Origin of the sequence: Bacillus thuringiensis, assembly GCF_001595725.1 — a bacterium.
Lineage (GTDB): Bacteria > Bacillota > Bacilli > Bacillales > Bacillaceae_G > Bacillus_A > Bacillus_A thuringiensis_K.
Map to the genome: position 1 here is coordinate 5188653 of NZ_CP014282.1, position 14230 is coordinate 5202882.

Below are 14230 nucleotides of genomic sequence, written 5' to 3' on the forward strand. Positions count from 1 at the left end.
ATCTCTTTTTATTGACGATTGACCGAGCGGTCAGTTATATTATGTATTAGACTGACCAGTTGGTCAATATAATAAAAAGGGAGCGCAAACATGAACAAAATCATCAATTTCTCGTTAAAAAATAAGTTCGCAGTTTGGCTACTAACCATTATTGTTACTATTGCCGGGATCTACTCTGGACTCAATATGAAGCTGGAAACAATTCCTGATATTACAACACCGATTGTAACAGTAACTACGGTCTATCCTGGTGCTACACCAGAAGAAGTAGCTGATAAAGTTTCAAAGCCGATGGAAGAACAACTACAAAATTTAAGCGGTGTTAACGTTGTAAGCTCATCATCTTTTCAAAACGCATCTTCTATTCAAGTAGAATACGATTTTGATAAAAATATGGAAAAAGCAGAAACAGAAATTAAAGAAGCTCTTACGAATGTGAAGCTCCCAGACGGTGTTAAAGACCCTAAAGTTTCACGAGTAAACTTCAATGCTTTTCCTGTTATTTCGTTAAGCGTAGCAAGCAAGAATGAATCTTTAGCTACCTTAACTGAAAATGTAGAAAAAAATGTTGTACCAGGATTAAAAGGACTTGATGGTGTTGCATCTGTTCAAATTGCTGGTCAACAAGTAGACGAAGTACAGCTCGTCTTCAAGAAAGATAAAATGAAAGAACTAGGACTAAGTGAAGATACTGTAAAAAATGTAATTAAGGGATCGGATGTATCTTTACCACTTGGCTTATACACATTTAAAGACACGGAAAAATCAGTTGTTGTAGATGGCAATATTACAACGATTAAAACATTAAAAGAACTCAAAATCCCAGCTATACCTTCCTCACCTAACGGTCAAGGTAGTCAAAATGCTGGCGCTGGTGCACAAACGCCGCAAATGAATCCAGCTGCTATGAACGGGATTCCAACAGTTACATTAGACGAAATTGCTGACATTAAAGAAGTTGGGAAAGCAGAATCCATTTCTCGAACAAATGGAAAAGAAGCAATTGGAATTCAAATTGTGAAGGCCTCTGATGCAAATACAGTTGATGTTGTAAATGCAGTAAAAGATAAAGTAAAAGAACTTGAGAAAAAGTATAAAGACTTAGAGATTATTTCAACATTCGACCAAGGTGCACCTATTGAAAAATCAGTAGAAACAATGCTGAGCAAAGCAATTTTCGGTGCTATCTTTGCGATTGTTATTATTATGCTGTTCCTACGAAATATTCGAACAACGTTAATCTCTGTCGTTTCAATACCACTTTCTTTATTAATTGCTGTTTTAGTCATAAAGCAAATGGATATTACGCTTAACATTATGACACTTGGAGCAATGACAGTTGCTATAGGCCGCGTTGTCGATGACTCAATTGTTGTTATTGAAAATATTTATCGACGTATGTCGTTATCAGAAGAGAAATTGCGCGGAAAAGATTTAATTCGTGAAGCTACGAAAGAAATGTTTATCCCGATTATGTCTTCTACCATTGTAACAATCGCTGTATTCTTACCGCTAGGGCTTGTAAAAGGTATGATTGGTGAAATGTTCTTACCATTCGCCTTAACTATCGTCTTCGCTTTATTAGCGTCGTTACTAGTAGCAGTTACAATCGTACCGATGCTAGCCCATTCCTTATTTAAGAAAGAGAGCATGAGGGAAAAAGAAGTACATCATGAAGAAAAACCAAGTAAATTAGCAAATGGTTATAAACGCATACTTGCATGGGCTTTAAATCACAAAATTATTACATCAAGTATCGCTGTCCTTCTATTAGTTGGTAGTCTTGCACTTGTACCAGTTATCGGTGTAAGTTTCTTACCTTCTGAAGAAGAAAAAATGATCATTGCAACATACAACCCTGAACCAGGTCAAACGTTAGAAGACGTTGAAAAAATTGCAACAAAAGCTGAGAAGCACTTCCAAGATAATAAAGACGTCAAAACAATTCAGTTCTCATTAGGTGGAGAGAATCCAATGAGTCCTGGTCAATCAAACCAAGCAATGTTCTTCGTGCAATATGATAACGACACGAAAAACTTTGAAAAAGAGAAAGAACAAGTCGTTAAAGATTTACAGAAGATGTCTGGCAAAGGCGAATGGAAAAACCAAGACTTCGGAGCAAGTGGCGGTAGTAATGAAATTAAACTATACGTTTACGGAGATAGCTCAGAAGACATTAAGCCTGTCATAAAAGATATTCAAAATATCATGAAGAAAAATAAAGACTTAAAAGATATAGATTCTAGTATTGCAAAAACATATGCAGAGTACACTTTAGTCGCAGATCAAGAAAAGCTAAGTAAAATGGGCTTAACGGCTGCTCAAATTGGAATGGGACTTTCTAATCAACATGATCGCCCTGTTCTGACAACAATTAAAAAAGACGGTAAAGATATCAATGTATATGTAGAAGCTGAAAAACAAAATTATGAAACAATCGATGACTTAACAAATCGCAAAATTACAACACCACTTGGTAATGAAGTAGCTGTGAAAGATGTTATGACTGTAAAAGAAGGTGAAACATCGAATACAGTAACACACCGAGATGGACGTGTTTATGCAGAGGTTAGTGCCAAATTAACATCTGATGACGTTTCAAAAGCATCTACTGCAGTACAAAAAGAAGTAGATAAAATGGATCTTCCTTCTGGTGTAGATGTTTCCATGGGCGGTGTTACTAAAGATATTGAAGAATCATTCAAGCAACTTGGCCTAGCGATGTTAGCTGCGATTGCCATTGTATACTTCGTTCTTGTCGTTACATTTGGCGGTGCCCTTGCACCATTCGCAATTTTATTCTCACTACCATTCACAATCATCGGGGCTCTTGTTGCCTTATTAATCTCTGGTGAAACATTAAGTGTCTCTGCAATGATTGGTGCGCTTATGTTAATCGGTATCGTTGTAACAAATGCAATCGTGCTTATCGACCGCGTTATTCATAAAGAAAATGAAGGTCTATCAACACGTGAAGCTTTATTAGAAGCTGGTGCAACACGCCTTCGACCAATCTTAATGACTGCAATTGCAACAATCGGTGCTCTTATCCCGCTTGCATTAGGATTTGAAGGTAGTGGCTTAATTTCTAAAGGACTTGGTGTAACGGTAATTGGTGGATTAACAAGTTCAACTTTATTAACACTTCTTATTGTTCCAATCGTCTATGAAGTATTAAGCAAATTTAAAAAGAAAAAAACAAAATAACAAAAAAATAACCTCGCTAACTGCGAGGTTATTTTTTATTTCCAAACAAGATTAGGAAATCGCCATAGCCTTCTTTCTCTAATTCCTCTTTTGGAATAAATCGAAGAGCTGCGGAATTAATACAGTAACGAAGGCCATTTGGTCCTGGACCGTCTGGAAATACGTGCCCAAGATGTGAATCTCCCTCTTTACTTCTCACTTCTGTACGTGTCATATTATGACTCACATCCATCTTTTCTTTCACACTTGCTGACATAACTGGTTTTGTAAAACTAGGCCATCCACATCCACTATCAAATTTATCTAGAGAAGTAAACAACGGCTCACCGGAAACGATGTCTACATAAAGACCTTCCTCTTTATGGTTCCAATACTCATTTCGAAATGGTGGTTCTGTACCATTTTCCTGTGTTACATAAAACTGCATCTCATTGAGTTTTTCTTTTAAATGAGCATTATCCTTTGGCCAATGTTGCTTAATAAAAGCATCTCGTCCTGAGCCTTTACGATATAACTCATAGCGGAATGTGTTTTTCTTATGATATCCTTGGTGATATTCTTCAGCTGGATAAAATATAGCTGCTGGTAGTATTTTTGTCGCAATTGGTTTTGAAAAGCGCCCACTCTGCTCAAGCTCTTCTTTTGAGGCCTCTGCTTTTTTATGTTGTTCTTCATTATGATAAAAAATCACTGTTTCGTAAGACTGTCCGCGGTCGTGGAATTGCCCACCTACATCAGTCGGATCAATTTGTCTCCAATATATATTTAATAACTCCTCATACGGCATTTTATTTGCATCAAATGTAATTTGTACCGCTTCATAATGTCCTGTTGTTTCCGAGCACACTTCTTTATACGTTGGGTCCTCTTTATGACCGCCTGTATATCCTGAAACAACCTGTATAATTCCCTCCATCTCTTCAAACGGAGAAACCATACACCAGAAACACCCTCCAGCAAATGTAGCTAATTCTACCTTTTCATTTAAAGCCATTACTTCACCCCTATTCTATATTCTCCTTACAGTATGGCATAAGAAACATAATGTTATAAAAGAAAAAGCATCGAACATCGATGCTTTTTCTTCACTTCACTTTATTTTGTTCCAACATCCTTCTCAATTTCATCACTTGTTACGTCTAAAACATCTAGTAAGAAAATGAAGATTGGAATACCGATAATTAATCCCCATACACCTAAAAAGTGCTCTGAGAAAATTAATACCATAAAAGTATAGAAAATCGGTAAATTTGTTTTTTGCGACATAAACTTCGGATTTAATACGTAACTTTCAAGCGCATGAATCACTGTTACGATAACTAAAATATAAACAACGTACATAATACCGCCAATATTGTAAGCAATCATACAAAGTGGGAATAACGAAATGATAACCCCCGCTACTGGAATTAAGCCAAGCAAGAAAATCATTAGCGCTAAACCCAATAATTGCGGGAATCCTAATATCCATAATGCGATAACTGAAAGAACACAGTTAACAACAGCAATTAAAAATTGTGCTTCGATTACCTTTCCAAATGAACGTGCAAATTTCTTTCCGAAGTACTCAATTTCAGTATAGAAAATTGCAAGCCTGCTTTCTTTAAACTTTGCAGTAAAACCAAAAATACGAGATTTTTCTAGTAAGAAAAACAAACTCAAAATTAAAGAAAGTAAAACTTGAAGGCCGAATTTACCAACATTTGTAATCGATTTATACAAAATGTCTACGCCTTGTCCTACATATTTAGAAAGCTCCATATGATTGACAGCATTAACTGCATACTTAATTAGTTCACTATCTGGTGGGTTTCTTAAAAATACATTGAATTGGTAAATCAGTTGTGAAATTTGTATCGTCAATACTGGTAAATATTTAAATAACGTAATAGCAATTCCACCAATTAACATTACATATAGAAATGCTATAATAATTTTTCGATTAATAGGCATGAAATGATCTAATTTGCGGGAAATAAACTTTTGGAATCGATCCATTAAATACGTGAGAATAAACGTAATTAATATTAAATTCAACATACTTTGCAGCCCGTATAACACGAGAGCAAGTATTACTAATACGAGTAACCTCTGAAATCCTTTGCTTTGAAACAGGTTTTTTATTTGCATAATCGACGAATACTCTCTCCTGTCCTATAAACTAAAACGTTAATAAGTAGATTTCTCTCTCTTTTCTACTTTTAATTATTCATTCATATTAAGATTTTTATAAACTCATTATATGCCTACCTTAACAGGTATATAAGTAGCTTACTTCTTATTTTACAATACAATGCCCTAATTCAAAACGTATTCTACATAGTATTAATGAAGATTTAAGGAAACTTCCATTTTTTTAAATAGGTCTTACCACTACTGTAACATAAAAAGCAAGCTATCAGTAGAAATCTGTCCTACAAATAGCTTGCTTTTCTTATTTTTTAAGTCAGTTTTACTATCCAATGAATGGCATAAACATTGGGATGACAACTACTGTTACAACCCCAACTACCGTTACAGCAATACTTGCCATCGCTGCCTCTACCTCACCCATTTCAATTCCTACTGCAACTCCTAATGCATGGCCCGCTGTTCCAAGTGCTAAACCTTTTGCAATCGGATGTTTCACTCTAAATGTTTTTAAGAATAATGCCCCTAATGCGTATACGATAACTGCGTTAAAAATAACTGCAAAAGATGTAATTGCTGGAATACCACCAATACTTTCTGAAATTGGTAACGCAATTGCTGTTGTTGCTGCTTGTGGTAACATTGAATTCATTACTGCTGTATCTAAACCGATTGCTTTTGCAACAATGAACACGACAATTACTGAGCAAATAGATCCAACCACGATAGCCGATAAGATTTGCCACCAATATTTTTTTAACTTATCTACTTGTTTATATAGTGGGATAGCGAATGCAATTGTTGCTGGTTCTAAGAAGAAACTAATCATTTTTCCGCCAGTATTATATTCTTCAAAAGTAAAGTTACCTACCTTTAGAAAGACAATCCCTAATACCATCGCTACGAATAATGGTGTAAATAAAAAGAATCCTTTTGAATGCTTGAATAATAATGTTCCGATCCCGTATGCGATTAATGAAACGACGATTCCGAAATATGGAGTCATTGTGCTTGCCATATTTATTACCTCCTAACAATATATAAATGTAGTGGTTACGCAACCTTTCCGTGCTTGCGTCCTTTATTTACTACTTTCAATTCTTTTGTATCTTCTGTTTCTTTCTCATCTTTTCCTAAAATGAATTGTGCAAATAATCCTGTTACAGCGAGTAAAATAACTGTTGCGACAACAATTACAGTTAAAATTTGTACAAAGTACTGCCCCATTACACCAAGAGAATTAATAACTGAAATACCTGATGGGACGAATAAGAATCCAATAATACCTGTTAAAGCTGTTCCAAGTGATTCAACTTGCTCCAATTTAATAACTTTTAAACATAATAGACTAAATAAAATAACTAACCCGATTACCGATGAAGGCATTGGAATTGGTAAATGTGTTGCAATAATATTAGAAATTAACATAATAGCTGAGAATATGAATGCTTGTGATAAGAAACTATATACTTTTTTCGTACTCATTTTGGCCACCTCTTTCGATTTGGTACCTTTATTGTATAGGATGTAAATGAATAAGTAAGCGTTTACATAACAGAACGTCAAATATACAGAATCAGTTACAAATATAAAAGGATGAAATACAAAAGCTGCTTCTTAAATACGAAGCAGCTTCTTGAGTTCTTTTGCATATGTACGGCTAACAGGTACTTTCGATCCTTCTTTCATAATTAAATTATAAGTAGAATTGAACCATGGCTGAATTTCAGTAATATGATTAATATTCGCAATAAAACTACGGTGTACACGCATGAAGCTTGCTTGTGGTAACTTCTTCTCTAAAATTACAAGTGTATCATGTGTTACATACGTTTCCCTCATTGTTTTTACTGTTACTTTCCCATCTACAAGCCCTACATATATAATATCTTCAATATTCACAAGTACGATTGATTCTTCAATTGGTAATGCTAATTTATGCATCTCTGCTGTTACATCTGTCCCCTTTATTTCGTGCTTCGTTTCTGTTTGCGCTTGTTTTTGTTTTTTATACTTCTTTAATGTCTGCACAATACGCTCTTCATCAAATGGTTTTAAAATGTAGTCTAACGCATCTACTTCAAATGCTTGCAACGCATATTGATCATAGGCCGTAGCAAATACAATTGCAGGTGGATTTTTCATCTTCTTTAATATATTCGCGATTTCAAATCCGTTATCATCGGATAATTGAATATCTAAAAACACAATATCTGGTCTACTTTGCATTAGTTCTTCTAATGCGTCTTCCACACAATCAGCCTCACCAACTATCTCAACTTCTTTCGTCCTCTCTAATAGATACTTTAGTTCATCACGTGCTAACATTTCATCGTCAACTACTAATACTTTTAACACCCGGTTCTTCCTCCCCTACTTTTTTTGGAATAATAAAGGTAATCTCCGTCCCTTTATTTAATTCACTTTCGATATGAAGCATCGTTTCTTTCCCAAATAAACCAATAAGACGTTCGTTAATATTATATAAAGCTGTTCCAGTCCCTTTCTTTGACGAAACTACCATCTTTCCTAATTGTTCTAAACGTTCTTCATCAATTCCCTGTCCATTATCTTTTACTTCAAAGTGAACCATACCCTCTTTTTCAAAAACATGCACTTCCACTTCGCATACTGGTTGCTTCTTCGGAAAAGCGTGTCGCAATGCATTTTCAACCAATAGTTGAAGAACAAATGGTGGTACTAAAATTGTCTTTAGCTCATCCTCAATATACATCTTTACCTCATACTTATTTGGGAACCGTGCTTGTTCTAGTGATAAGTATGCCTGTACATGGTTTAATTCTTGTTCTAGCGGAATCAATAACTGACGTGCTCCTTGCAAATTACAACGGAAATACACGCTGAGCTGTAATAATAACTTCCTTGCTTTTTCTACATCTGTTCGGCATAAAGCTGATACTGTATTAATCGCATTGAATAAAAAGTGCGGGTTAATTTGCGCTTGTAATGCTTTTATCTCCGCATCTTGAAGTAATTTACTTTGCAACTCAGCTTCCCCTAATTCAAGTTGTGTAGAGAATATTTTTGCTAACCCTTCTGCTAATTCCTCTTCCACACGACTTAACTGGTTAGGATTTTTGAAATACAGTTTTAATGTCCCTATCGTATTTCCATGCGAAGTTAGTGGAATAACAATCGCCGCTTGCAAAGGGCATCCTTCATGTTGACAATTAATGACCTCACGTGATTTTGCTTTCATTATTTTCCCTGTATTTAAAACTTCTTTCGACAAACCAGTTATTAAACTATGTGAAGGAATATGATGATCTGATGCTAATCCAACGTGCGCTAATATTTTCTCTGTATCTGTTAAAGATACCGCATCCGTTCCTGTAAAGCGGTGAATAATTTGTGCCACATGCTTACACGATTCTTCTGTTAAGCCTTGACGAAAATACGGTAACGTTTTATCAGCAATACGCAATACTTTATGAGTCTGAAGCGCTTTTGCATTCTCCTCCTGACGCAAAATAGCTTGTATCATAGAAAGTAAAATAAAACTGCCAAAACTATTTACAAGAATCATCGGTATCGCTATTGTTTTCACAACGCTAATTCCATCCTCTATAATTAATAAAATCATAAGCATTTCTAAAGATACGATAAAAATACTTAAAACTGCTGAAAACTTAGGAGTAATTGTACGATTATATTTTTTGAAAATATATCCGATATAACCAGTTATAATCCCAGCTAAAATAGAAGAGATTGCGCAGCTTAACGCTGTCGTACCACCAAGCATATAACGATGAATACCAGCAAAAAATCCTACTCCAACCCCTACAATAGGGCCACCAAGTAAGCCGCTAATACCAACACCCATAATACGCGTATTCGCAATTGTGCTTGACGAAGAAACACCTTGTAACCAGTTTTCATTCATAATCGTATTTCCTGCTATTTCAATCCCAGTGTAATTGCTTACAATTGTAAATACCGAAAAAATACAAATAAGCTTAAGCTTATCTACATAGCCATCCTGTTTATGAAGGAGGCGTCTGAAAGTTTTAATATGAGAGAGTAAAAATCCTAAAATAACTATAAGTCCGACTCGTTCAATCATCATGAGTACTAAATTTAGCATCTTTGATTCATTCCTTTTTATTTAGTTAGTTTTATTATGGGAAAATAATGAAGTCGGCGTCAAGAAGAACGAAATGTTTTTTGAAATATTTTACACATAATAACTTTCTCTTTATTTGACAATACAATAGAAGAGTGCTAAAAATAAAGTAATATAATACAGTCCTTTAACCCAACCCCGTGAGGTTGAGAAGGAAGTCGGAATACAATATACGTATGTTCTTTTTTGGGGATACGTATGCTTTTTTGGCCTTCTCATCATATCAGGTGAGAAGGCCTTTTGTTATTCTTCCATAGCGACTGTAGAAAATAAGGAGGAGTAATAATGAACGTCACTACTGATGTACAACAAACAACAGAGGAGACGAAAGCGAAAAGATATAAAACATTATTTGGTTCTGCGCTAGGATATGCAGCAGAAGGTTTAGATATGTTGTTATTATCTTTCGTACTCGTCTATATTTTAAAAGAGTTTCACTTAAGTCCTGTTGAAGGTGGAAACTTAACATTAGCTACCACAATAGGGATGTTAATTGGTTCTTATTTATTTGGATTTATTGCTGATTTATTTGGCCGTATTCGTACAATGGCCTTCACAATCTTACTGTTTTCACTAGCAACCGCACTCATTTATTTCGCAACAGACTACTGGCAATTATTAATTCTGCGCTTTTTAGTTGGAATGGGAGTTGGTGGTGAATTCGGAATCGGAATGGCCATCGTAACAGAAACATGGTCTAAAGAAATGCGTGCTAAAGCGACATCTGTTGTTGCACTTGGATGGCAATTTGGTGTATTGGTTGCTTCAATCCTTCCAGCATTTATTGTCCCGCACTTTGGATGGAGAGCCGTTTTCTTATTTGGATTAATTCCAGCTTTACTAGCTGTCTATGTCCGCAAAAGTTTAAGTGAACCGAAAATATGGGAGCAAAAACAACGCTACAAAAAGGAACTATTGCAAAAAGAAGCTGCAGGTAAATTAACAACTACTGAAGCAGAACAACTAAAACATATAAAAAAATTCCCACTTCGAAAGTTATTTGCCAATAAAAAAGTAACAATTACAACAATCGGTCTTATTATTATGTCGTTTATCCAGAACTTCGGATATTACGGAATCTTCACATGGATGCCCACTATTTTAGCAAATAAATATAACTATACATTAGCAAAAGCAAGTGGCTGGATGTTCATTTCTACCATCGGTATGCTAATTGGAATTGCAATCTTTGGTATTCTGGCTGATAAAATTGGTCGTCGTAAAACTTTTGCAATCTATTATATTGGTGGTACAGTATACTGTCTCATTTACTTCTTCTTATTCACAGATTCAACATTATTATTATGGGGAAGTGCATTGCTTGGATTCTTTGCAAATGGAATGATGGGAGGATTTGGAGCAATTTTAGCTGAGAACTATCCTGCTGAGGCTCGCTCTACCGCAGAAAACTTTATTTTCGGTACAGGACGTGGATTAGCTGGATTTGGACCTGTTATTATTGGCTTACTTGCTACAGGTGGCAACCTACTTGGAGCATTGTCCTTGATTTTTATCATCTACCCAATCGGGTTAATTACAATGCTACTATGTGTACCAGAAACAAAGGGGAAAGTATTAGATTAAACGTAAAAGAGGAAGCATCTCATTTAAGATGCTTCTCTTTTACGTGTTTATTTATTTTGATTTACTAGCCTTCTGAAATAAGAATGCAGTTTTATCTTCTTCTTTTACAATACCTTGTTTTAATGCTAATTCTCCCGCAACTTTAGGTGCTAACCATAGCATTGGGAATAATAAAATTGATACCGGAACTGCCGTTACTACGATAAACGATTGTAGAGCATTAATACTTCCTTCACCCATATATAAAAGAATTGCTGCAACTGCCCCCATAATAAGCGACCAAAAAATTCGCAAACTAATTCTAGGATCTCCGTCTCCAGTCACTGCCATTGAAATGGAATAAGCCATTGAATCTCCTGTTGTCACTACAAATAAAATTGTTAATAAAAGAAATGCTGGTCCAATAATATTAGAAAGTGGCAATTGCCCTGTAATTGCAATCATAGCTGCCGGCATACCAGATTCACTTAATGCGTCCGAGATAGACCCAGGATTCATCAACTCATAAAACACGCCTGATCCACCTAATATAGTAAACCAAAACGTTGTAATAATAGGTGCGATAATTCCAATTGCAACGATGATTTCTCGAATCGTTCTCCCTCTTGAAATTCGACTCACTAAAATTGCCATCATTGGTCCGTATCCAATAAACCATCCCCAGAAAAAGATTGTCCAAGATCCTAACCAACTTGTATCACCACGGTATGTGCTCATCGGTATAAACTCATTTACATAAAATCCAAACGAAGAAACAAACGAATCAATAATAAATCCACCTGGCCCAAATAGTAATATGAATGCCATTAATACAATTGCTAATCTAACATTTAAATTACTTATAATTTGAATCCCTTTATCAATACCTGTTACTGCCGATATGGTAGACACGGCCACCACACAAACAATAATTGCTAATTGAGTAGTAAACACATCAGAAATTCCAAATAATTCTTGTAATCCATAACTTGCTTGTAAACCTAAAAATCCAATTGGGCCAATTGTACCTGCAGCTACTGCAATAATTGCAGCTGCATCAATTATCGTTCCAAGCAGGCTCTTTCTTAATTTTTCCCCAAAAATAGGATATAAAAGCGTTCGAGGTTTTAGCGGCATATCTTTATGATAATGTCCATACATCATAACTACCGCACTAATTGTACCTAAAATCGTCCATGCTAAAAATCCCCAATGCATATAACTTTGTGCTAAAGCAGGCATGACTGCTTCTTTCGTTCCAGCAGATATACCATCATGTATTGGTGGCACCGTCATCAAATGATACATTGGCTCTGCTGCTGCCCAAAAAACGCCACCTCCGGCAAGTAATGTAGACATAATAATAGCAAGCCATTTTGCCGTACTAATCTCAGGTTTTTCTAATCCCCCAAGCTTAACTCTCCCATATTTGGAGAACGCCATACACATCGCAACAATAAATGTACCTAATAATAAAACTTGCCAGAAGGCACCGAAATATTTAATTGAAAAAGCGAAACTTTTATTAATCACACTCTCTACATAATCCTTGCTCAAAAAAACTGCAATTACAAATAATAAAAGTGAACCACCACTAATAATAAATACAGGCCAATCAGTTTTTCGACTCTTCATCCTCATTTACACTTCCTCCTTCCTCAGCAATCTAAAAAAACAACTTTATTATGTTTTATTGTTTAAAACCAAAACACAATAATTATATATGCATAACATTTTATCGACTTCCCACATACTTATGTTGTCCCTAAAAATATGCCAAATCCCTTATTAAAAAGAAAAAATCTCTTCCTCTTACATAAAAAAGCAAAACAAAAGACCTTATATTTCTATAAGGTCTTCGAAACAGAAATTTGATTATAACATAAGGAACTCCTTGGTTCAAAAAGCCTCTTCCAAAAATAACCGAGAGTAAAGGCTTCCATTTGCTACATAACAGTAATTTAAAAAAATTATATTTCACAGAAAAAACCTACACTAAATATCATTTATGAAAGAAATTTGGCTTCAAAATTTCATTCGGATACGGTTTATGATAAATGTGGGTGGTAGCTGGAGATAATGGTGGAATAAGCCATACCCAATTACCTGTTACAACACGACCACAAGCAGCTTCTTGCTTCTCAAATTGCTGAAATTGTTGTACAGCAGTATGGTGATCAACAATACTAACTCCATGTTTTTTAAAGGAGTGTAGTACGGCAATATTCAACTCAATTAACGCCTTATCTTTCCATAACGTACCATTTCTCGATGTATCTAAATCCATCATCTCCGCAACAGCTGGAAGTAAATTATAACGATCATGATCTGCTAAGTTGCGCGCCCCAATTTCTGTTCCCATATACCATCCATTGAACGGAGCGGCTGTATAAGAAATACCGCCAATTTCTAAGCGCATATCTGAGATCATTGGAACCCCATACCATTTTACTCCAAGTGATGAAATAGGGTATTCTGGGTGTTCAATTGGCACTTCTTTTACTTCTTCTCTCGGAATTTCTTTATATGTAGGCGCCTTCCCGTTTATAGAGAACACAAGTGGCAATACATCGAAATTCGTACCTTCCCCTTGCCAACCAAGCTCCTGACAAAAGTCTGTAAATGTAGCGGAATGAGAGTCACCAATCACTCCCGTCTCTGTTTTATATCCTGCATATCGAATCAATTGGTGATTATAAATTCTTATATTATTTTCCTCACCTTGATATTGCTTAAAAATCGTAATCGTTGGTTTAACTTTCCCGTCGTTCGTTGCATATTTAATATGATGAATTAATGCATTATATACACCCTCTTCATCATTTACTTCGCGCGCATCTAATATGTGCATCTTACTCCAAAATAGTCTTCCAATACATCTATTACTGTTACGCCATGCCATTCGTGAACCATGAACAAGTTCTTCAAATGTATGCTCATATGTCCCTGTCTGCTCTATCTCAATTTGAATTTCTTTTATACGTTCTTCTATCAATTGTTCTTTATGAAGCTCCTTATAACAAGTCGTAATAAAATTACTTGCTTCCTCTATTAATTGTTTCGTTTTACTCATAAACAATCTCCTTCTATTTCAACAAAACCCTGCTACTTTACAGTATAAGCAAAAAGGATAGGAGTCACAAATGAAAGTGAGAGTGTTACTTTTATTGTAATATTTTTCAGAAA

At 35.4% G+C, this 14230-nt stretch carries 10 protein-coding genes; 2 read left to right on the top strand and 8 right to left on the bottom strand.

Annotation, left to right across the window (positions count from 1 at the left end; all coding sequences use genetic code 11):
• Nucleotides 1-90: 90 nt before the first annotated feature.
• Nucleotides 91-3207: an efflux RND transporter permease subunit gene (locus AXW78_RS26105; protein WP_061884817.1), complete on the top strand. Its 3117-nt coding sequence runs from the start codon at nt 91-93 to the stop codon at nt 3205-3207.
• A 28-nt stretch (nt 3208-3235) separates the two neighbouring features.
• Here the strand turns inward: AXW78_RS26105 and msrB are convergent, their stop codons facing one another.
• From msrB to lytS, 6 genes are all read right to left on the bottom strand, one after another.
• Nucleotides 3236-4201: a peptide-methionine (R)-S-oxide reductase MsrB gene (gene msrB, locus AXW78_RS26110; protein WP_001196951.1), complete on the bottom strand. Its 966-nt coding sequence runs from the start codon at nt 4199-4201 to the stop codon at nt 3236-3238.
• A gap of 101 nt (nt 4202-4302) precedes the next feature.
• Nucleotides 4303-5337, bottom strand: coding sequence for an AI-2E family transporter (locus tag AXW78_RS26115; RefSeq protein ID WP_001166007.1), 1035 nt, complete (start codon nt 5335-5337; stop codon nt 4303-4305).
• 325 nt (nt 5338-5662) lie between these two features.
• Nucleotides 5663-6355, bottom strand: coding sequence for an antiholin-like protein LrgB (gene lrgB, locus AXW78_RS26120; RefSeq protein WP_000168869.1), 693 nt, complete (start codon nt 6353-6355; stop codon nt 5663-5665).
• A 35-nt stretch (nt 6356-6390) separates the two neighbouring features.
• Nucleotides 6391-6822: an antiholin-like murein hydrolase modulator LrgA gene (gene lrgA / locus AXW78_RS26125; protein WP_000104901.1), complete on the bottom strand. Its 432-nt coding sequence runs from the start codon at nt 6820-6822 to the stop codon at nt 6391-6393.
• Nucleotides 6823-6954: 132 nt separating this feature from the next.
• Entirely contained in the window at nt 6955-7695 is a 741-nt protein-coding gene (locus AXW78_RS26130) for a LytR/AlgR family response regulator transcription factor (protein ID WP_000921850.1), read from the bottom strand.
• On the bottom strand, nt 7673-9442 hold the full coding sequence (gene lytS / locus AXW78_RS26135) for a two-component system sensor histidine kinase LytS (protein ID WP_046946508.1): 1770 nt from the start codon (nt 9440-9442) through the stop codon (nt 7673-7675). Before lytS ends, AXW78_RS26130 begins: the two co-directional genes overlap by 23 nt.
• A gap of 324 nt (nt 9443-9766) precedes the next feature.
• On the opposite strand from lytS, the gene AXW78_RS26140 reads away from it, so the two are divergent.
• On the top strand, nt 9767-11065 hold the full coding sequence (locus tag AXW78_RS26140) for an MFS transporter (protein ID WP_001103415.1): 1299 nt from the start codon (nt 9767-9769) through the stop codon (nt 11063-11065).
• A gap of 51 nt (nt 11066-11116) precedes the next feature.
• Here the strand turns inward: AXW78_RS26140 and AXW78_RS26145 are convergent, their stop codons facing one another.
• Together AXW78_RS26145 and AXW78_RS26150 are read right to left on the bottom strand one after the other, a co-directional pair.
• On the bottom strand, nt 11117-12685 hold the full coding sequence (locus AXW78_RS26145; protein WP_061884818.1) for a BCCT family transporter: 1569 nt from the start codon (nt 12683-12685) through the stop codon (nt 11117-11119).
• Between the two features lie 361 nt (nt 12686-13046).
• Nucleotides 13047-14117: a nitric oxide synthase oxygenase gene (locus tag AXW78_RS26150; protein ID WP_000047636.1), complete on the bottom strand. Its 1071-nt coding sequence runs from the start codon at nt 14115-14117 to the stop codon at nt 13047-13049.
• Nucleotides 14118-14230: the final 113 nt, after the last annotated feature.

Bases quoted from the DNA above. Each gene is read 5' to 3' on its own strand.
- AXW78_RS26105 (WP_061884817.1), top strand. From the start codon at position 91: ATGAACAAAATCATCAATTTCTCGTTAAAAAATAAGTTCGCAGTTTGG.
- msrB (WP_001196951.1), bottom strand. From the start codon at position 4,201: ATGGCTTTAAATGAAAAGGTAGAATTAGCTACATTTGCTGGAGGGTGT.
- AXW78_RS26115 (WP_001166007.1), bottom strand. From the start codon at position 5,337: ATGCAAATAAAAAACCTGTTTCAAAGCAAAGGATTTCAGAGGTTACTC.
- lrgB (WP_000168869.1), bottom strand. From the start codon at position 6,355: ATGGCAAGCACAATGACTCCATATTTCGGAATCGTCGTTTCATTAATC.
- lrgA (WP_000104901.1), bottom strand. From the start codon at position 6,822: ATGAGTACGAAAAAAGTATATAGTTTCTTATCACAAGCATTCATATTC.
- lytS (WP_046946508.1), bottom strand. From the start codon at position 9,442: ATGCTAAATTTAGTACTCATGATGATTGAACGAGTCGGACTTATAGTT.
- AXW78_RS26140 (WP_001103415.1), top strand. From the start codon at position 9,767: ATGAACGTCACTACTGATGTACAACAAACAACAGAGGAGACGAAAGCG.
- AXW78_RS26145 (WP_061884818.1), bottom strand. From the start codon at position 12,685: ATGAGGATGAAGAGTCGAAAAACTGATTGGCCTGTATTTATTATTAGT.
- AXW78_RS26150 (WP_000047636.1), bottom strand. From the start codon at position 14,117: ATGAGTAAAACGAAACAATTAATAGAGGAAGCAAGTAATTTTATTACG.